Source organism: Pseudoalteromonas sp. SCSIO 43201, from assembly GCF_023716725.1.
GTDB classification, from domain to species: domain Bacteria; phylum Pseudomonadota; class Gammaproteobacteria; order Enterobacterales; family Alteromonadaceae; genus Pseudoalteromonas; species Pseudoalteromonas peptidolytica.
In genome coordinates this window covers 3,222,400-3,240,916 of record NZ_CP072683.1, presented here as the reverse complement: position 1 = coordinate 3,240,916, position 18,517 = coordinate 3,222,400, and the positions used below count along the sequence as shown (strand labels likewise).

Sequence of the window (18,517 nt, the reverse complement as noted above, 5' to 3'; positions counted from 1 at the left end):
AAGGTGCAGCACGGGTTAATCAGTTAACTGGATCTGCACCATTTTATCGGATCGACAGCGCTTCCTTTATGCCGTATCTCGAAGTATAGACCAGGATCTCTTTGTCCGCCGCTTTGTCCAACTAAAGCGATAACTTCGCCACTGCGAACTTGATCGCCAACATCAAACAACAGTGTTTGGGCATGACCGTACAGACTCATAAAGCCATGACCATGATCCAGTACCATGACCCAGCCAAAGCCATTTAACCAATCGGCGAATACGACTTGCCCTGGAGCGACACTGGTTATGTCTGCACCTTCTTTTGCTCCTATTAGTACGCCTTTCCAATTCATTCCAGCATGCTTACGTTGGCCAAATCGATGTTGAATACGCCCTTTCGCCGGTAGATGTAGCTTGCCTTTTAATTGCGCCAAGCCATCTAGTCGTATTTCGGCAGCTTGCTGAGCTTTAGCAAGCTCTGCTAACGTTTGGATCAAAGTTTGCTCATTTTCTTTGAGGTAGGCTATTGCTGAACGCGTTTCTTTGAGTTGATTGTGTAAGTCCGCAAGTTGACTCTGCCGTGCTTGTTTGGCTTTTCTCAGAGCTTCAAGGCGTTCTTTTTGATGACGTCTCAGCGCCTCAAGCTGGGATTGGCTGCGTGTGAGTTCGGCTTGGGTATTGGCTAAGGCTTGGCGAACGACTTTAAGCTGCTCTAACTGCTCAATTCTGGCTTTGTTTAAATAATCGTAGTAAGCAATCGTGCGCTCTAGCTTGGTTGCATGCTCTTGATTGAGTAACATTCTTGAGTAATCATGAGAGCCAGTCATGTAAGCGCTTTTTAACTGAGCTGCGAGCTGCTTTTCAAACTTGCTTTTATCACTTAAAAGAGCGTCTTTTTGTCGTTCTAATGTCGTTTGCTCTGTTTTATTCTCTTTAATACCGGCTTCAGTGAGCGAGACTGCTTTGGCACTTTTTGCTATATCAAGTTCAAACGCTTTGAGCTTAGCTTCTTGTGACTTAATTGTACTGCGCTGTTTTTCGAGCGCTTGTTGGCTGGCTTTAAGCTGCTGCTGTACTTCGCTTAAATCTTGCTTAGTGCGTGACTCATTGGCACTAACAGGAGCTATTAACATTAACAATGCTGCACTGAGTAGTGCAGCATAAGAGAGCGTCGTTTTTAACGGCATAAAAGTGAGCCGCTATTTTAAACGCATTATTGGAGTGCCCGTCATCTCGCTAGGCTGCTCCATGCCAAGTAAATGTAGCATTGTCGGCGCAACGTCGCTTAGTGCTTTTCCTGCTTGTGGCTCTGCATCACGACCAACATAAATAAATGGTACTGGCTCGCTGGTGTGAGCGGTATGAGCTTGACCTGTCTTCGGGTTAAGCATTTGCTCTGCATTGCCGTGATCTGCTGTTATTAATGCTTCACCACCACTTTCTTTTAGCGCAGCAACCACACGGCCAATACATTTATCTACGGCTTCGCATGCTTTTACAGCAGCTTCGAATACACCAGAGTGCCCAACCATATCACCATTTGGATAGTTACAAATAATCACGTCGAATTCACCGCTATGAATAGCTGACACTAATTTATCAGTTAGCATTTCTGAATTCATCTCAGGCTGTAAGTCGTATGTGGCCACTTGTGGTGAAGGAATAAGTTCACGTTTTTCCCCTTCAAATAAGTCCTCACGACCACCGCTAAAGAAGAAGGTAACGTGAGCATATTTTTCTGTTTCTGAGATACGTAGCTGAGTTTTGTTGTGTTTAGCTAGCCATTCACCTAGGACATTGACCAAAGCTTCGGGCGCGAAAGCGATAGGTGCTTTAATGTCGGCAGCGTACTCCGTCATCATCACAAAAGCACTTAGGTTTGGCGCTTTGCGTTTTTCAAAGCCATTAAAGTCAGCATCAACAAAAGCACGGGTCATCTGACGCGCTCGGTCAGCTCGGAAGTTCATAAAAATAACTGTGTCACCATCATTGATAGTCGCGGCAGACTCACCTTCAGCAGCGATAATAGATGCTTTTACAAATTCATCATTTTCATCGCGTGCGTAGGCAGCTTGTAATGCTTCAACACCGTTTTGGTAGGTAAATTCAGCTTCACCACTGACCATTAGATTGTAGGCTAATTCAACGCGATCCCAGCGGTTGTCGCGATCCATTGCGTAGTAGCGACCAACAATAGAAGCGAGTCGACCACAGTTTAAAGACTGCATCAGGGCTTCTATCTTTTCGATTGACGCTTGTGCGCTGCGTGGCGGCGTATCACGGCCATCTAGAAAGGCATGTAGATATACAGTGGCTCCGCGCTCAGCGGCTAATTTTATCGCTGCAACAATATGGTCTTCGTGACTGTGAACACCACCTGGACTTAGAAGTCCCATTAGGTGAACCGCTTTGTCTTGAGCAACCACTTTGTCGATATTCTCAACCAGTGCGGGGTTGTGTTCAAACTCACCATCATCAATTGCTTTGGTAATGCGAGTGAAGTCTTGATAAACCACACGTCCTGCACCTAGGTTTACGTGGCCAACTTCAGAGTTACCCATTTGGCCATCAGGTAGGCCGACATCAAGACCAGATCCAGAGATTAAGGTATGAGGAGCTGAGCGCCAGAGTTCGTCTAATACTGGGGTATTGGCTGCCAAAATAGCGTTACTTTCGCTTTCTTCGCGATAGCCCCAACCGTCTAAAATCATTAATACCAATGGCTTTTTCTTAGCTGTCATTTGCGCTCCTGAAATCCTGAATTAGGCACGATGTTGATGGCTCATAACTAGAAACCAGCAATAATATTGAAAAGTTATACTGCGGTACTTGATATAAGCTGCTCTGGTTGTTGACAGTAGAATACCTGTTTTTGTATGAATATTCAGCCCCACAGTGATGAATTATCAGCATACAAATTGATATTTGCGGATGTGAACAAGTCTGTTTTGTCGAGAATAAAGAGGGTATACTTGCTGCCACTTAATGATTTGAAAACTTTTGGTTGAAAAAATTAATGGAACAATACGTTGCGTTTTTAGGTAACCATCCGGTACTTAGCATTATTTGGATTGTGTTAGCCGCGATGCTACTGAACAGCTGGTTTAAGAGCAAATTCTCTAAAATCAGACAGATTAACCCTCAGCAGCTTACTTTGTTAGTAAATCGTCAAGAAGGTCAAGTGCTTGACATGCGAGCGGTAAAAGAATTTAACCAAGGCCATATTGCGGGAGCTGAACAAGTGAATGCTGAAAAGCTTAAGCAAAAAGATTTTGCTGGTCTTGAAAAACATAAATCGAAGCCCATTATATTAGTCTGTAATACGGGTATGACAGCATCCGCTGTGGCTGATAACATGCACAAAGCTGGATTCGAGCAAGTATTTGTATTATCCGGCGGTATTGGCGCATGGCAAAATGCGGGTTTACCAATCTCTAACGGAAAATAATCGAGGTATATGATGAGCCAAGTCGTGATCTACACCAAAGACTATTGCCCATTTTGCCACCGTGCAAAAGCGCTATTGGACGCTAAAGGCGTTATATACACGGAGTATGATATTGGTGCACAGCCTGAACTTCGTGATGAGATGATAGCAAAAGCGAATGGTGGACACACCGTGCCACAAATATTTATCGCTGAACGCCATATCGGCGGATGTGACGATATGATGGCGCTTGAAGCGCGAGGCGAGCTCGACAATTTATTGCAAGCATAATTGATTGAAGAGCGATAAGTTGCGTAACGTAATTTAAATAATGACTGTTAATGAATTAGCAGAAACACAACAGAATTTAGGAAATAATCATGGCAGAACAAAACCAAGCAGCAGAACAACAAGAAGGTGCACAGTTTAATATTCAACGCATCTACACTAAAGATGTGTCTTTTGAAACACCAAACTCGCCAGCTATCTTCCAAAAAGAGTGGACGCCAGAAGTTAAGCTAGACATGGACACTCGTTCTGCCAAGCTTGATGATAACGTATTCGAAGTTGTACTAGCATTGACAGTAACAGCAACAATTGGTGAAGAAACAGCATTCTTATGTGAAATTCAACAAGCTGGTATTTTCGCAATTGCTGACCTTGAAGAGATGCAAATGGCGCACATGCTAGGTGCTTTCTGCCCTAATATCCTATTCCCTTATGCGCGTGAAGCGGTAGCAAGCCTAGTTAACCGTGGTACTTTCCCACAGTTAAACCTTGCGCCAGTTAACTTTGACGCATTATTTGCTCAATATATGCAGCAACGTGCAGCACAAGCACAGCCTGAGCAAACTGCTGACGCATAATTGATGAGTACAGCAAAATCAGCTGTAACTGTATTAGGGGCGGGGTCTTATGGCACCGCCCTTGCTATTTGTTTTGCCCGAAATGGTCATCAAGTGACATTATGGGGACGCAATAGCGAACACGTTGAGGCGCTAGCAGCTGAGCGTAAAAACCAACGTTATCTTCCAGACATCCAGTTTCCAAACACGCTTGACCTTGAGGCTGATTTAGAAACGGCTGTTAAGTCTAGCGAACGTATTTTGGTGGTAGTGCCAAGTCATGCCTTTGCTGACACGCTAAAGAAGATTAAACCTATGCTACTTGAAAATGCAAAAGTCGCGTGGGCAACCAAAGGGCTCGAACCAAATACTGGGCGATTATTACAAGAGGTTGCACTGGATGTGTTGGGTGACGATGTGCCGCTTGCCGTGTTAAGTGGACCTACTTTTGCAAAAGAAATGGCTGCGGGATTACCCACTGCGATTTCCGTATCTTCTATTTGTGCAAAGTTCCGTGAAGAGCTTGCAGAGTTACTTCATTGCGGACGCTCATTTAGGGTGTATAGCAACGAAGACTTTATCGGTATCCAGCTTGGTGGAGCGGTCAAAAACGTTATCGCGATTGGTGCGGGTATGTCAGATGGTTTTGGTTTTGGTGCGAATGCCAGAACGGCACTGATTACTCGAGGGCTTGCTGAACTTTGCCGTTTAGGGTGTGCGTTAGGGGCGCGTTCTGAAACCTTTATGGGGATGGCGGGGCTTGGTGATCTTATTCTTACTTGTACTGATAATCAGTCACGTAATCGCCGCTTTGGCCTTGCGCTTGGTACTGGGAAGTCGGTAGATGAAGCCATGTCAAGTATAGGCCAAGTAGTTGAAGGCTATCGAAATACCAAAGAAGTTTATCTCCTAGCTAAGCGCACCGGTATCGAAATGCCTATCACTGAGCAGATCTATCAAGTGCTTTATGAGCAAAAAGATGTGAAAGAAGCCGCAATGGCGTTACTTGGTCGCGAAAAGCGAGCTGAGTGAGTTAAGCTGCCTGTGAAAGCCAAAGTCAATTAGACTTTGGCTTTTTAATCAATAAGTAGTAGATTGGATCTCTATTTGAATACTATAAAAAGGAAGATTTATGAAAATTCAATTATTGATAGGTATGTTAATCGTAGCCGCAAGCTGGACTGCAACGGCAAAGACAATATACGCCGACGTAAAGTCAACAGAGCTAAACCCATCTACAGAGACTGCTATCTGGCAAAAAGAAGCTGATAGTACACCTATATATCCAGCTGCATTAGCAAAGCGTAAGCTCGCAGGGTGTAGCGTATTTAAGGTTGTGATTGATGCGGATGGCAACACTGATGAGATTGAGCACGTTACTAGCGTCCCATCTCAAAAATTGGCTAAGCACGCTAAACGACTTATAAAAACTTGGCGATGGTCTGCTATTGATGGGCAGCGCCGCGGGCGGGAAGAAAAGTTGATGAGAATTGACTTTTGCATGGGCGGAGCGGATTTGGCAGATGCGCAAATGCGTTGTGAAGCGCAAGCAAAATTAAACTGTGAATAGGCAACAACCACAGTTCAATGTTTTAAAAATAATGGATTAGAGCATCCTTTATTTAAACCTCAGGTTAGTTAACTCGAGGTCAAGTCTATTTGGAGAGTATGAGCTTCACTCTCCAAATTTAATGTTAAAGCGACGCTTAAACCACAGCCCAAATGGGATCTCCATCACGCTAAACACCACAACAGTAAATACTACCCAGTTGCTGTCAAAAAACACCAAAGAAAATTCAATGTCTTTTCCATAAAATAGACTTCCAGAAACGATTAAAGAAGCCGCCGTCACCAATAGGTCTTGTTTGCCGATATTGGCAAAGGACTTATCTTGTAATTTTGGATAGACGAAAGCGTAAGCAATAAAAAGAAGGATAAAATTAAGCAGAATAAGCGTTAGCTCAGGTGACATATTAACCTCTGTACCCTGTATTATTTGGCACAAGATAACATACTTTCATGATTTAATGCGCTAGCAGATAATTTGCTCCTTCAAATGGAGTTGGTATAACCTGAGCTTGGCATAACACCTAGCTAGCGAGATATAACGCTTTTGAGTATGGATATTTTAATTGACTCACTCACTTTCTATCCCAAGTTTAGGTCAAGTAAAATTGGTATTATCGGATACTGAACAGGTATAATGGACAATCCAACTTTTGAGGTGCACATGATCTCCAAGAATCAACAAAAACAACTACGTGCTTTAGGGCAAAAAAAATATCGCAAACAACATGGTCTGTATCTAGTACAGGGCGAAAAAAATGTGATTGAGTTAGTTGATGCAGGATTGGCCATCGAGCAGTTGTTTGCCACCAGTGAATTTTTGACAAAGTATGAAGCCAAGCTCGCCACTACTACCTGCGTGGAGGCTGAAGAGGAAGTGCTGACAAAAGTAAGCACTTTAGTGTCAAATAATGCAGCGATTGCGGTTGTGCCTATGCCATCGGTACAGGAGATTAATACTGATGGGCTGGTGCTGGCATTAGATGGAGTATCAGATCCCGGTAATCTCGGAACCATTATTCGCCTTGCTGATTGGTATGGATTGACGCAGCTTGTCGTGAGTGAAAATTGTGCTGATCAATTTAACCCCAAAGTTATCAGTGCTACGATGGGGTCATTTGTGCGGGTTAATGTGGTGAGAACCGATCTCGAGGCGTTTTTAAAACACTATCAAGGTGAATGCTATGGTGCGTTTCTTGGTGGCGAAAGTGTGCATCAGTGTCAATTTAGTCCCAATGCAGTATTAGTGATGGGCAGCGAATCTCATGGTATCAGCGACCCTATTGCGGCTTGCATCAATAAAAAAGTGACGATCCCTGCATTTGGCGGTGCTGAGTCATTAAATGTGGCAATGGCTACCGGCATTATTCTTGATAATATTAAACGCTGCCATGCTTAAGCTACAGCCGTTAGCAACGAATTGTGCTTTTATTAAAAATAACAAAGATTGATACGAATAAGCTATGCGACTGAGCAGCATCAAACTGGCAGGCTTTAAATCCTTTGTTGAGCCAACCAAGATCCCATTTCCTGATCAGATGACATGTGTCGTTGGGCCTAATGGTTGTGGCAAATCTAATGTAATTGACGCTGTACGCTGGGTGCTTGGTGAAAGCTCAGCCAAAAACCTTCGTGGCGATGCCATGACAGACGTTATTTTTAACGGTTCCACTAAACGTAAGCCGATTTCACAAGCTTCAGTTGAACTCATCTTTGATAATACTCAAGGCCGGTTACCTGGTACTTTCGCAGATCGTAATCAAATTGCTATCAAGCGTTTAGTTACCCGAGACGGTCAATCCCTTTACTTTTTAAATGGTAGTAAGTGTCGCAAGCGTGATATTACCGATATTTTTCTTGGTACAGGGCTTGGCCCTAGAAGCTACGCTATTATTGAACAGGGTATGATCTCGCGGCTTATTGAGAGCAAACCTCAGGAACTTAGAGTCTTTTTAGAAGAGGCTGCGGGTATTTCAAAATACAAAGAGCGCCGCCGAGAAACACAAACTCGAATTAAAAGTACTCGTGAAAATATGGAACGTTTACTCGATGTTAGGAAGGAGCTACAAGGCCAGTTAGATAAGCTCTCACTTCAAGCTCAACAGGCCAGTGAATACAAATCATTTAAATCTCAAGAGCGTGATCTTAAATCGTGGATAGCGGTGTTAAAGTGGCAGTCGTTGGAGCAGAAGCAAGCGGAAAAAGCGAACGAAATAGCTAAATTAAATGAAAAGTTAGCATTTTTAAATGAGGCTCACAGTGGTCATGACTCTGTGCTAGCAACACTGGAACATGAAATTACCCACCTGAATGATGGCTATGAGCAAGCGCAACATAGTGTTCACCGTATTGAAACTCAGTTAGCAACGCTTGAGCAACAGAAAGTCAATCTAACAGATAAAAAGCGTCTGCTAATTGAGCAGTCTCAAATACTGAAATCACAACAGCAAGAAGTAATTGAGGCGCAAGACGAGCAAGCCGAGTATGTGGCGAGCCGCGCTGAAAAAGTCGATGCAGTTTCTGAACGACTTGAGATTGCACTATTGCAATTGGAAGAACTCCAGCTCACAAACGAGCAACGTGACGCCGAGCAAACTCAATTAGATAAGCAGTATAGTGACGCACAGAAACAGTATCAACAAATACATGCTCAGGTACAGCAAGGAGCAAGTCAATTAACGCAACAACAGCAAGCTAAACTGCATATAGACAAGCGTCAGGCTGAACTGCTGGAACAGGCCGAAGCGCATCACGCCTCTATGTTGGAAAATGACTTGGCTGACGCTCAGGATGCACATCATCAGCTGGTTCAAGCGATGGCTAAATTACAAAGCCAAGCTGGTATGTTGCAAGGTCAAGAACAAACCAATAAAGGAGAAATCTTACAGGCACAGACTCATGCCCAAAAAGCGCTTCAGGCCTTACAAGAAGTGCAATCTGAAATAAAAGCGTTATCACGCTGGGCAGAGGAAACGTCGGAGGCTTCTGCTGCGACTATGTTATCGCAGCTTGTTGTTGAGTCAGGGTATGAAGAATGCGTTGAAGCGGCATTGCTTGGGTTGACGCATTTAGTCGTTGAGCAAAACGAAATAAATACGTTATGGCCCATCGAACTCGAAGTTCCCGTTGATTCCGTCGCGACAAAAATAAGCTCAGGGCTGTTCCCCAGCTTTTTAACTAAAATAAAATTATGTGCTGAATCTACAGATTTTAAATCGTGTGAACAATTCCTTCTCGGCGTGACGGTCAATGGCATTATTGTAGGTGATAACTTTAAGGCAAAGGCGAAAAGCAATGAAGAGAGTGGCGCATTAAAACGCTATGCCCAATTGCAGTCATGCCATACTCAACTTCCTCATTTGCAACAACTCGCCGAAGAGGCCGAGCAGGTTGTAGCACAAAAACGTATTGCCCTTGAAGACACACAAGCTGACTTATTAGAATTACAGCAATGCGTTCACGAAAAAGCACAAGCAATCGCCAGCCATAAAACCAAAATTGAAATGCTGGATGAGAATCTGAGCGCTTGGCGTGAGCAAGGACAAAAAATTCAAGAACAGCTTGATGTTATTGCTCAAGAGCGAGCCGAGGCCATCGCACAACTTGAACTTGATACGGAACAGCAATTACAACGTGATGAGTTGCTAGCGCAAGCACAAGAAATACAACAACTAGCCGAGGCCAAGTTGACTGAGTTTAAACTACATAGTCAATCTCGACGCGCCGCATTACAAGAGGCGCAGCAATTAGTTCATACCACTACGCTTGCATCACAGCAAGTTGACAGTGAATTACAGCTTAGTAAATCTAAGCTAGAGCATTTAGCGCATCGTCATGATGAAATAACCTTGCGTATCGAGCAGGCGCAAGAAGATATTTTACTTTGTGATGAGCCGCTTGCTGAGGTCAGTGAGGAGATTGAGTCCTTATTGGTAAAACACCTAGAAGCGAAAGCACAAAAACAAACGATGCTTGATGCGCTTAAGCAAGCAAAAGAAAATTTAAGTCAAAAGAAAGCGGTATTAAAAGACGCTGGAGGGGAAGTTAATAAACTTAATGGAACCTTGCAGCAGCTAAAGCTAGATGAACAAAGCCTTATGCTAAAAGCGCAAGCTGCACTTGAGCCTTTGGAGGCGCTGGGTCGCACTTTAAAAACAGAGTTAGAGCAGCTACCACAAGATGCTAATCTTGGGCATTACCAAGCTAATTTGAGTCAAGTGAGTAATAAGCTGAGTAAATTAGGTGCGGTAAATCTAGCGGCAATCGAAGAATTTGAAGAGGCGAGTGCACGTAAATTGTATCTTGATACGCAACTAGATGATTTGAGCAATGCCCTCGCCACGTTAGAATCGGTAATTAGAAAAATAGATAAAGAGACCAAAACTCGCTTTAGTGCGACCTTCAACCAAGTAAATGAAGACTTAGCTGAGTTGTTTCCTAAGGTATTTGGCGGAGGCAGTGCATACCTTGAACTCACTAGTGATGATCTGCTTGAAAGTGGTGTTTCTATCATGGCAAGACCGCCAGGTAAGAAAAACTCGACAATTCATCTGTTAAGTGGTGGAGAAAAAGCGCTGACCGCATTATCATTGGTATTTTCAATATTTAGGCTGAATCCAGCCCCTTTTTGTATGCTGGATGAGGTAGATGCGCCGCTTGATGATGCAAACGTAGGACGATTTTGTCGTTTGGTTGAAGAAATGTCGCAAACGGTACAATTTATTTATATCAGTCATAACAAAGTCGCCATGGAAATGGCGGGTAGACTGACGGGGGTGACCATGGCTGAACCTGGGGTATCGCGTATGGTTGCCGTAGATATAGAACAAGCAGTGCAAATGGCACAGGCATAACAACAAAAAGGTGAGCAATGGCCACAGAGTTAAGATGGGCATTAATCGTGATCAGTGCATTGGTCATAGGCGGGTTACTCATTCATGGGCTTTGGTCTGTTCGAAAGAAGGGCAGTGAAAAGCAGTCATCGGAGGTATCTCAAGAACCCAAAACGCAAAACTCCGACAAAGAGCCAGACGAGCCTGAAATTGGTGAAATGACCTTCAGTGCGGTGGATGAAGAGCCTGTTGCTGATGGCGTCTTAGAGTCTGGAAGCGAAGGTAATTCAGCTGAGGCTGACGCCGACGAGCGCGATCTGCAAGACAATGAAGCAAGCGATGCAGTGCTAGAACCGCAGGATTTCATCATTTTGCATGTAGAAATGCCTGAGGGATTAAGTATGGCTGGATCAAAATTATTACCAACTGTCTTAAGTCTTGGTTTTAAATACTCAGATGAAGGCTTTTTTAACCGTCACCTAGAGCCATCTGGTAATGGTCCTGTGTTATTTCGCTTGGTGAATATGTTTAACCCCGGCACATTTGATATCGATAACATGGAACAATTTAACACCGGTGGGATCAGCCTATTTATGACTTTACCTTGTGAAGGTGATAATTTGGCTGCATTTAATATGCTGCATAGCGCATCGAAAAAGCTTGCTGAAGAGTTTGGTGCAACTGTGCTAGATAAAGACCGTCAGCCTTTAACAGTTGAAGCTGTGCGCGGTTATGTTGAAAAAGTGCGTGAATTCGCAGCTTAACTTCTCCTAGAAAAATACTAAGCCACTGGCATTTGCTGGTGGCTTTTTACGTTTAGAGGTCTAAATGTCAAAGAACATCGAAACTCAAGTTGCTGAACTTAGGCTGCAACTCGAAGAATACAATTATCAATATTATGTTTTAGATAATCCTAGCATTCCTGATGCTGAATATGATCGTTTAATGCGCCAATTGATGGCACTTGAACAGCAGCACCCCGAGTTACAAAGCCCTGATTCTCCATCACAGAAGGTTGGAGGAGAAGCGCTTAGCAAGTTTGAGCAGGTAACACATCAGGTTCCCATGTTGTCGCTGGATAACGCTTTTGACGAGAGTGAATTTACGGCATTCAACCGGCGTATAAAAGAGCGCTTGTTAGCGAGTAAAGATGTTTCTTTTTGTTGTGAACCAAAGTTAGATGGCTTGGCCGTATCTATTTTGTATCGCGATGGAGTGCTGGTTCAAGCAGCAACGAGGGGAGATGGTCAAGTTGGCGAGAATATCACTGAGAATGTCAAAACTATTCGAAATATACCGCTGAAACTTCGTGGTGAAAATATCCCTCGTGAAGTCGAAGTACGTGGTGAAGTTTTTATGGATACAGCTGGTTTCAATAAGTTAAATGAGACAGCGCAAGCAAAAGGCGAAAAGACCTTTGCAAACCCTAGAAATGCGGCCGCAGGCAGTTTGCGTCAATTAGACTCTAAGATCACAGCTAAGCGGCCATTGATGTTTTATGCGTATTCAATGGGATTAGTTGAAGGCGGAGCATTAGCTGGTGAACATTATGCGCAATTACAGCAATTGCAAAGCTGGGGGCTGCCGATGAGCCCTGAAACTAAGCTTGTAGAAAATGCGCAACAAGCGCTGGACTACTATCAAGATATTATGACTCGTCGTGCTGACCTTCCCTATGAAATTGATGGTGTTGTAATTAAAGTAAATGACAAAGCGCAGCAAGAGCAACTAGGCTTTGTCGCTCGCGCGCCGCGCTGGGCGATTGCGTTCAAGTTTCCGGCGCAAGAAGAGATTACACAGTTACTTGATGTTGAGTTTCAGGTTGGTCGTACTGGCGCAATCACGCCTGTTGCACGCTTGGAGCCGGTATTTGTCGGTGGCGTTACCGTATCAAACGCAACGCTTCATAATGGTGATGAAATAGCACGTTTGGGTGTTAAAATTGGCGATACGGTTATTGTGCGTCGGGCTGGTGATGTTATCCCTCAAGTGACGCAAGTAGTTCTAGATAGACGTCCTGACGATGTTAAAGAGATTGAATTTCCTGACACTTGCCCAGTTTGCGATTCGCATGTTGAACGTGTTGAGGGCGAAGCGGTTGCGCGTTGTACCGGTGGTTTAGTGTGTCGTGCACAACGTAAAGAAGCAATAAAACATTTTGCTTCAAGAAAAGCGCTAGATATTGATGGTCTTGGTGACAAGATAGTTGAACAGCTAGTAGAACGTGAGCTTATCAAAACGCCTGCTGACCTATTCGTTTTGAAGCAAGGGCATTTTGAGTCTCTTGAACGCATGGGCCCTAAATCAGCTAAAAACTTGGTTACGGCGCTGGAAACTGCAAAGCAAACAACGTTGGCCAAATTTTTGTACTCGCTTGGGATCAGAGAAGTTGGTGAAGCGACAGCACAAAACTTGGCAAATCACTTCCTGACGCTTGAAAAAGTGATGGCCGCCTCCATTGATACTTTACAACAAGTCAGTGATGTTGGTGTTATTGTGGCACAGCACATTCACAGTTTCTTCGCTGAGCAGCATAATCAAGAAGTGGTAACTGCATTGATTGAAGTAGGTATTATGTGGCAAGAGGTTGCAGCTGTGCCTAAAGATGCTCAGCCGCTCACAGGGCAGACGTTAGTGTTAACAGGAACATTAAGTCAATTGAACCGCAACGATGCTAAAGCGAGATTGCAAGCACTTGGCGCTAAGGTCGCGGGTAGTGTGTCGAAAAATACGGATGCAGTTTATGCCGGCGAAAAAGCAGGCTCTAAGCTCGCCAAGGCACAAGAGCTAGGTATTGACGTGTTCGATGAAGAGGCGCTGATCGCACTATTAAATAAATACGAGTAGTCAAATGAAGTCAGTAACACGATACGGCCCTGAATATTGGGATAAATATGGCGTTTATCGTACGCCAATCGCTTTTAATTTAGCGCTGGTCGTGTTACTTCGCCCATTGCTTATTTGGGCTTTCTCTGCACTTACAAGGCGCCCAGACTTAGATTTAATGTCGCTATTTTTTGAATCTAAACAACATTTTTTTGTTGCGATAGGGATCGCTTGTATCGCGCTTATACCAACTGTTGTATTTTCTCTTAGGCGGCCAACAAGTTCTCCAAAGCTCGCTGTTGTCTGGCGTTATATGCGTTTGCCACTAATATTAACTGCGGTGTTTGATTTAGCATGGTTAATTTTGCAAGCTGGGAAAACCCATTATAGTTTTTCTCCTTATATTGCCGTACAAATTGTGTTGGTGAGTTGGGTACTTTTATATTTGATTAAAAGCCGCTATCTAAGTTGCTTTTTTGGCGATTGGCCACTTCCTGTTGAAGAACACAAGACAGAAGTAAACAAGAGAGAGAATTAAGATGTTAAAGTGGTTAGATATATTAAACTTTGCCAGAAATGGTAATCCTACTGCTCCTCGCAGAGTTGAAAAATCGGATCAGCAATGGCAATCAGAACTTGCTCCAGAAACTTACATTATCACCAGGAAAAAGGGGACTGAGCGCCCGTTTAGCTCACACAGTTGTCAGCTTTTTGAACCTGGTAAATACTACTGTGTATGCTGTGACGAGTTGTTATTCGATGCCGAAGAAAAGTTTGATAGTGGCTCTGGTTGGCCTTCGTTTACACAGCCTGCAGCAGTGGAAGCGGTGGCGTATCATGGCGATAAGAGCCATGGAATGACGCGCATCGAAATCACTTGTAATATTTGCGATAGTCACCTAGGTCATGTTTTCCCAGATGGTCCTGCGCCAAGTGGGTTGCGTTATTGTGTTAATGCACTTTCAATGAAAAAGCAATAAGGCCAGAATATTTATTGGTTGGCTACTCAAAGTCGAGCTTCATTTCACTTAATTTAGCTTTTAATTTTCCAAAGCGGATTTGCTGTTCGCTGTCTAATTCAGCTTGATTTAGCAAGGTGGTGCAGCGTTTGGCTAAATTTGAGTTGAATGTGGCACTTGTTTTAGCGCAGTGATCGCTCATACATTGCAGTAGATTCAGTGCGATGCCTGCATTTTTTGGCATCACTCGAAATGCCTGTGTAAAGGCCTCTAAGGCAGTCTCATACTGACCTTTATTAAATTGTGTTACCGCATGGTTATTAAGCTCTCTAGGCCCCATCGTAATTTCTTTTTTCTCTTGCTGTTGCTGGTAGAGATAACGCATGGTGATTGGATCTGCTGCTGAACGGTGGCGCTCACAGTGTGCGATAACTTGGTTAAATAACTCCTGCGCTTTATGGTTTAGTCCTACCTCATGCAGTGCTTTAGCTTTGTCTAATGTTGAGTCTACGGAACGAATTACAGTCTCATCTTCTAATTGTTCTAACAATTGCTTTGCTTTGTGATGTTCGTCTTTCAGGTAGTGGACTCGTGCATTGAGCACATCAATTTGAGCTTGATTTTGAGCACTCGGAAATTGACTCTTTAAGTCATTGAGATACTTTTGAGTTTGGCGGGTGAGGCGAGTTACTTGATCGGATTGGTCTGTACTGAGAGCAAAGTCGATACCGGCTCTTGCGGCATTTAGGTATACTTCGGGGCCGTCGTGAATAGAGTACCTAGCAAATGCTGCTATATCTTTATGCGCTTTATAACTGGCTTCATAATCATGATTAATTTGAGCTACACGGCCTAAGGACTGCTGCCGGTTTATATTTCTCGGCGCCATTTCAATAGCCTGCTGCAAGAGTTGTTGAGCGTTCTCATATTGATTGAGCTTTATTTCGAGTTTACTAAGCAAATCTAGCGCTGCTAATCGTGTCTCTGAACGTTCAATCAAAGTTTTCAGCATTTTTTGGGCAATAACGTCCTCGTTATTGCTAATAAGTGCTTCTACTAGCCCAAGCTTCGCCCAAGTAAACTTTTGTAAGGCTAATACTGATTTATAGAAAGATTTTGCCTCTTCTAAATGATTAAGTTTTAAGAGTAATTCTCCTTTCAATTTGAGCAATAGGGAAGTGTAGTTATGTTCTTTTTTATCAAGCTCAAGATCGAGCACTTTCAGTGCTTTAGAGTAGTTTTTATCGTCTATGAGTGTATTTATTTGTTTGAGTGCTTGTTTACGCTTGAGTACTCGTTCAATACGGTATTGTAATTCTTTTATTGAAAAAGGTTTTACCAAGAAGTCATCTGGCTGTAGCTCAATAATGCTATGAACTAGCTCAGGGCTGGTTTCTGAAGAAATAAAAATAAAAGCGGTGCTTGAGCGAATTAACTGTTTAGCACGAAGCTCTTCATAAAACTGATAGCCATTTTGTTTCTTTGTTAAACCAAAAGAGCAGACGATAAGATCAAATTTATTAATGGTACAGAGCTCTTTAGCTGCATCTGCACTTTCTGCAAACTTTAAGTTTCTAAAATCTAGCTGCTCCAAAGATTGTTTCATATAGCTCAATGCTAATGGTTGATCTTCAACGATTAGCATTTTGGCGTTTTGAATAGTTGGTGCTGGCATAGAGGCGTTTATTAGACATCGGATTTGCTTTTAGTCTAGTACTTAAGGATAGCTTTGAAAACAAAAATTAGCTAATTTCTAATGAGTTAGTCTATTCAACTTATACCAATTATTCATTATGGTTGGTGACGAAATAGTTAAAAAATCAAGTTTGAATTTAAGGCTTTAGATAAGATTTGAGGTTATATCAATTATCTTAATTAAGTGATCTATTTTGAGGCGAGAAAAGCTTGTCGATAACTAGGCAAAAATTTTACGCAGATTAGGTAAGATGAGAAGACTTTATATATTAGCCTTAAGATATGCTGGGTCGTACTGGACTTGAACCGGTGACCCTTGCCTTGCTTAAATTTGGCGCGATGCTTTGCATCGGTTAGTTCAAGTAAAGCAGTATATGGTGGGTTGTACTGGACTTGAACCAGTGACCCTCGCCTTGTAAGGGCGATGCTCTCCCAACTGAGCTAACAACCCGAATTGTGTTTCAATTTATACTCTTGAATAGAGTTTATGGTGGGTTGTACTGGACTTGAACCAGTGACCCTCGCCTTGTAAGGGCGATGCTCTCCCAACTGAGCTAACAACCCAAATTGTGTTTCAATTTATACTCTTGAATGGAGTTTATGGTGGGTTGTACTGGACTTGAACCAGTGACCCTCGCCTTGTAAGGGCGATGCTCTCCCAACTGAGCTAACAACCCAAATTTGTGTTTCAATTTATACTCTTGAATAGAGTTTATGGTGGGTTGTACTGGACTTGAACCAGTGACCCTCGCCTTGTAAGGGCGATGCTCTCCCAACTGAGCTAACAACCCGAATTGTGTTTCAATTTATACTCTTGAATAGAGTTTATGGTGGGTTGTACTGGACTTGAACCAGTGACCCTCGCCTTGTAAGGGCGATGCTCTCCCAACTGAGCTAACAACCCGAATTGTGTTTCAATTTATACTCTTGAATAGAGTTTATGGTGGGTTGTACTGGACTTGAACCAGTGACCCTCGCCTTGTAAGGGCGATGCTCTCCCAACTGAGCTAACAACCCAAATTGTATTACAACGTCTGGCGTTGTGGGGCGGTATTATAGGTTTAGTTTGAAAAGAGTCAACACTTAACTTTAAAAAACTATGCTGTGTGATGTTTTTATGCTCAACGTTTTAAGCTCTTCATTATAGAAGAGGGGAGGGGGCTTATATTTTTGGTACTAGAATCATCTTAACTTGGGGAAGGTAGGCTGCTGAGCTTTGCATGTTATAGCTCGGGATCAAGCTGGATTAGGTACCATGCTGAAAAGAAAAGAGCCGTGAATCACTCTGGCCTAATTGGATTTAAAGTAAAAACGTAGAGGTGCGGTAACTGTGTGTTTTAAATTGTGTAATAAACAACCCAATTCAGGGTGTTAGGCTTGCAAAGGGGAGTGGTTTGGTTATATTCTACGCTTCTTGGTTTAAAATGAATCAGTTAGAAAAAACTTTCATAAAAGTTATTGACTTTATTTTTGCTCCTGCATAGAATGCGCCCCGCACTCAGCGATACAGGCTAGCAGTTTAAGTCTGACTTAATGGGGCTATAGCTCAGCTGGGAGAGCGCTTGCATGGCATGCAAGAGGTCGACGGTTCGATCCCGTCTAGCTCCACCAAAAAATCGTCAGTGCATATGTCCTAGTACATAATTCAAAAGGTAACGCCTCGAGTGCCAAGCTTTTTGTATTTGTGTCCCCTTCGTCTAGAGGCCTAGGACACCGCCCTTTCACGGCGGTAACAGGGGTTCGAATCCCCTAGGGGACGCCACTTACTTTTAGTAAGTAACTCGGTTAGCAAGAGAATAAATTGCTAAAAAAGTCCTAGTGACACATCTGTGTCCCCTTCGTCTAGAGGCCTAGGACACCGCCCTTTCACGGCGGTAACAGGGGTTCGAATCCCCTAGGGGACGCCACTTACTTTTGGTAAGTAACTCGGTTAGCAAGAGAATAAACCGCTAAAAAAGTCCTAGTGACACATCTGTGTCCCCTTCGTCTAGAGGCCTAGGACACCGCCCTTTCACGGCGGTAACAGGGGTTCGAATCCCCTAGGGGACGCCACTTACTTTTGGTAAGTAACTCGGTTAGCAAGAGAATAAACCGCTAAAAAAGTCCTAGTGACACATCTGTGTCCCCTTCGTCTAGAGGCCTAGGACACCGCCCTTTCACGGCGGTAACAGGGGTTCGAATCCCCTAGGGGACGCCACTTACTTTTAGTAAGTAACTCGGTTAGCAAGAGAATAAACTGCTAAAAAAGTCCTAGTGACACATCTGTGTCCCCTTCGTCTAGAGGCCTAGGACACCGCCCTTTCACGGCGGTAACAGGGGTTCGAATCCCCTAGGGGACGCCACTTACTTTTGGTAAGTAACTCGGTTAGCAAGAGAATAAACCGC

The 18,517-nt window shown here is 43.4% G+C and carries 15 protein-coding genes and 12 tRNA genes; 17 read left to right on the top strand and 10 right to left on the bottom strand.

All coding sequences use genetic code 11. The annotated features are described in order from the left end of the window. Positions 1–23 precede the first annotated feature (23 nt). Both J8Z24_RS14045 and gpmM read right to left on the bottom strand, forming a co-directional pair. Positions 24–1,169, bottom strand: a complete 1,146-nt coding sequence (locus tag J8Z24_RS14045) for a murein hydrolase activator EnvC family protein (RefSeq protein WP_252094871.1) — start codon at positions 1,167–1,169, stop codon at positions 24–26. Positions 1,170–1,181: 12 nt separating this feature from the next. Beyond that, complete coding sequence (gene gpmM, locus J8Z24_RS14040) at positions 1,182–2,723, bottom strand: 2,3-bisphosphoglycerate-independent phosphoglycerate mutase (RefSeq protein WP_252094870.1); 1,542 nt, start codon at positions 2,721–2,723, stop codon at positions 1,182–1,184. Positions 2,724–2,998: 275 nt separating this feature from the next. On the opposite strand from gpmM, the gene J8Z24_RS14035 reads away from it, so the two are divergent. From J8Z24_RS14035 to J8Z24_RS14015, 5 genes are all read left to right on the top strand, one after another. Next, a complete protein-coding gene (locus J8Z24_RS14035; protein WP_125253314.1) occupies positions 2,999–3,430 on the top strand; it encodes a rhodanese-like domain-containing protein in 432 nt (143 codons plus the stop codon). 12 nt (positions 3,431–3,442) lie between these two features. Next, a complete protein-coding gene (gene grxC, locus J8Z24_RS14030) occupies positions 3,443–3,700 on the top strand; it encodes a glutaredoxin 3 (RefSeq protein WP_167508272.1) in 258 nt (85 codons plus the stop codon). Positions 3,701–3,789: 89 nt separating this feature from the next. Then, on the top strand, positions 3,790–4,275 hold the full coding sequence (secB, locus tag J8Z24_RS14025; RefSeq protein WP_125253312.1) for a protein-export chaperone SecB: 486 nt from the start codon (positions 3,790–3,792) through the stop codon (positions 4,273–4,275). A 3-nt stretch (positions 4,276–4,278) separates the two neighbouring features. After that, positions 4,279–5,286 carry an NAD(P)H-dependent glycerol-3-phosphate dehydrogenase gene (gpsA, locus tag J8Z24_RS14020; RefSeq protein WP_125253311.1) on the top strand — a complete coding sequence of 336 codons (1,008 nt, stop codon included), beginning with the start codon at positions 4,279–4,281 and terminating at the stop codon, positions 5,284–5,286. A 100-nt stretch (positions 5,287–5,386) separates the two neighbouring features. Next, positions 5,387–5,824, top strand: a complete 438-nt coding sequence (locus tag J8Z24_RS14015) for an energy transducer TonB (protein ID WP_252094869.1) — start codon at positions 5,387–5,389, stop codon at positions 5,822–5,824. Positions 5,825–5,929: 105 nt separating this feature from the next. On the opposite strand, the gene J8Z24_RS14010 is transcribed toward J8Z24_RS14015, so the two are convergent. Next, positions 5,930–6,226, bottom strand: coding sequence for a hypothetical protein (locus tag J8Z24_RS14010; protein WP_125253309.1), 297 nt, complete (start codon positions 6,224–6,226; stop codon positions 5,930–5,932). Positions 6,227–6,484: 258 nt separating this feature from the next. Here J8Z24_RS14010 and J8Z24_RS14005 point away from each other — a divergent pair, with 258 nt between their 5' ends. The 6 genes from J8Z24_RS14005 (at position 6,485) to msrB (ending at position 14,458) form a co-directional block, all read left to right on the top strand. After that, positions 6,485–7,219: a TrmH family RNA methyltransferase gene (locus J8Z24_RS14005; RefSeq protein WP_185745607.1), complete on the top strand. Its 735-nt coding sequence runs from the start codon at positions 6,485–6,487 to the stop codon at positions 7,217–7,219. A gap of 64 nt (positions 7,220–7,283) precedes the next feature. Then, positions 7,284–10,673: an AAA family ATPase gene (locus tag J8Z24_RS14000; protein ID WP_252094868.1), complete on the top strand. Its 3,390-nt coding sequence runs from the start codon at positions 7,284–7,286 to the stop codon at positions 10,671–10,673. 17 nt (positions 10,674–10,690) lie between these two features. Then, on the top strand, positions 10,691–11,416 hold the full coding sequence (gene zipA / locus J8Z24_RS13995; protein ID WP_147390156.1) for a cell division protein ZipA: 726 nt from the start codon (positions 10,691–10,693) through the stop codon (positions 11,414–11,416). A 64-nt stretch (positions 11,417–11,480) separates the two neighbouring features. Further along, positions 11,481–13,499 carry an NAD-dependent DNA ligase LigA gene (ligA, locus tag J8Z24_RS13990; RefSeq protein WP_128730547.1) on the top strand — a complete coding sequence of 673 codons (2,019 nt, stop codon included), beginning with the start codon at positions 11,481–11,483 and terminating at the stop codon, positions 13,497–13,499. A 4-nt stretch (positions 13,500–13,503) separates the two neighbouring features. Beyond that, positions 13,504–14,016: a DUF2919 domain-containing protein gene (locus J8Z24_RS13985; RefSeq protein WP_147390155.1), complete on the top strand. Its 513-nt coding sequence runs from the start codon at positions 13,504–13,506 to the stop codon at positions 14,014–14,016. 1 nt (position 14,017) lies between these two features. Continuing rightward, positions 14,018–14,458: a peptide-methionine (R)-S-oxide reductase MsrB gene (msrB, locus tag J8Z24_RS13980; protein ID WP_147390154.1), complete on the top strand. Its 441-nt coding sequence runs from the start codon at positions 14,018–14,020 to the stop codon at positions 14,456–14,458. 22 nt (positions 14,459–14,480) lie between these two features. Here msrB and J8Z24_RS13975 read toward each other — a convergent pair whose 3' ends face one another. The 7 genes from J8Z24_RS13975 to J8Z24_RS13945 form a co-directional block, all read right to left on the bottom strand. Further along, positions 14,481–16,112 carry a response regulator gene (locus J8Z24_RS13975; RefSeq protein ID WP_125253302.1) on the bottom strand — a complete coding sequence of 544 codons (1,632 nt, stop codon included), beginning with the start codon at positions 16,110–16,112 and terminating at the stop codon, positions 14,481–14,483. A gap of 395 nt (positions 16,113–16,507) precedes the next feature. Next, positions 16,508–16,583, bottom strand: a tRNA-Val gene (locus J8Z24_RS13970). A gap of 37 nt (positions 16,584–16,620) precedes the next feature. Beyond that, positions 16,621–16,696, bottom strand: a tRNA-Val gene (locus J8Z24_RS13965). 37 nt (positions 16,697–16,733) lie between these two features. Then, positions 16,734–16,809 (bottom strand) — tRNA-Val (locus J8Z24_RS13960). Between the two features lie 38 nt (positions 16,810–16,847). Continuing rightward, positions 16,848–16,923, bottom strand: a tRNA-Val gene (locus J8Z24_RS13955). A 37-nt stretch (positions 16,924–16,960) separates the two neighbouring features. Continuing rightward, positions 16,961–17,036 (bottom strand) — tRNA-Val (locus J8Z24_RS13950). Positions 17,037–17,073: 37 nt separating this feature from the next. Continuing rightward, positions 17,074–17,149: transfer RNA gene (locus tag J8Z24_RS13945), tRNA-Val, on the bottom strand. A 518-nt stretch (positions 17,150–17,667) separates the two neighbouring features. On the opposite strand from J8Z24_RS13945, the gene J8Z24_RS13940 reads away from it, so the two are divergent. The 6 genes from J8Z24_RS13940 (at position 17,668) to J8Z24_RS13915 (ending at position 18,474) form a co-directional block, all read left to right on the top strand. Further along, positions 17,668–17,743, top strand: a tRNA-Ala gene (locus J8Z24_RS13940). Positions 17,744–17,818: 75 nt separating this feature from the next. Beyond that, a tRNA-Glu gene (locus J8Z24_RS13935) sits at positions 17,819–17,894 on the top strand. Between the two features lie 69 nt (positions 17,895–17,963). Continuing rightward, positions 17,964–18,039 (top strand) — tRNA-Glu (locus tag J8Z24_RS13930). Positions 18,040–18,108: 69 nt separating this feature from the next. Continuing rightward, positions 18,109–18,184, top strand: a tRNA-Glu gene (locus J8Z24_RS13925). Positions 18,185–18,253: 69 nt separating this feature from the next. After that, positions 18,254–18,329 (top strand) — tRNA-Glu (locus J8Z24_RS13920). Positions 18,330–18,398: 69 nt separating this feature from the next. Continuing rightward, positions 18,399–18,474 (top strand) — tRNA-Glu (locus J8Z24_RS13915). Positions 18,475–18,517 lie beyond the last annotated feature (43 nt).

Coding starts and splice junctions, on each gene's coding strand:
- J8Z24_RS14045 (WP_252094871.1), bottom strand. CDS start 1,169: ATGCCGTTAAAAACGACGCTCTCTTATGCTGCACTACTCAGTGCAGCA.
- gpmM (WP_252094870.1), bottom strand. CDS start 2,723: ATGACAGCTAAGAAAAAGCCATTGGTATTAATGATTTTAGACGGTTGG.
- J8Z24_RS14035 (WP_125253314.1), top strand. CDS start 2,999: ATGGAACAATACGTTGCGTTTTTAGGTAACCATCCGGTACTTAGCATT.
- grxC (WP_167508272.1), top strand. CDS start 3,443: ATGAGCCAAGTCGTGATCTACACCAAAGACTATTGCCCATTTTGCCAC.
- secB (WP_125253312.1), top strand. CDS start 3,790: ATGGCAGAACAAAACCAAGCAGCAGAACAACAAGAAGGTGCACAGTTT.
- gpsA (WP_125253311.1), top strand. CDS start 4,279: ATGAGTACAGCAAAATCAGCTGTAACTGTATTAGGGGCGGGGTCTTAT.
- J8Z24_RS14015 (WP_252094869.1), top strand. CDS start 5,387: ATGAAAATTCAATTATTGATAGGTATGTTAATCGTAGCCGCAAGCTGG.
- J8Z24_RS14010 (WP_125253309.1), bottom strand. CDS start 6,226: ATGTCACCTGAGCTAACGCTTATTCTGCTTAATTTTATCCTTCTTTTT.
- J8Z24_RS14005 (WP_185745607.1), top strand. CDS start 6,485: ATGATCTCCAAGAATCAACAAAAACAACTACGTGCTTTAGGGCAAAAA.
- J8Z24_RS14000 (WP_252094868.1), top strand. CDS start 7,284: ATGCGACTGAGCAGCATCAAACTGGCAGGCTTTAAATCCTTTGTTGAG.
- zipA (WP_147390156.1), top strand. CDS start 10,691: ATGGCCACAGAGTTAAGATGGGCATTAATCGTGATCAGTGCATTGGTC.
- ligA (WP_128730547.1), top strand. CDS start 11,481: ATGTCAAAGAACATCGAAACTCAAGTTGCTGAACTTAGGCTGCAACTC.
- J8Z24_RS13985 (WP_147390155.1), top strand. CDS start 13,504: ATGAAGTCAGTAACACGATACGGCCCTGAATATTGGGATAAATATGGC.
- msrB (WP_147390154.1), top strand. CDS start 14,018: ATGTTAAAGTGGTTAGATATATTAAACTTTGCCAGAAATGGTAATCCT.
- J8Z24_RS13975 (WP_125253302.1), bottom strand. CDS start 16,112: ATGCCAGCACCAACTATTCAAAACGCCAAAATGCTAATCGTTGAAGAT.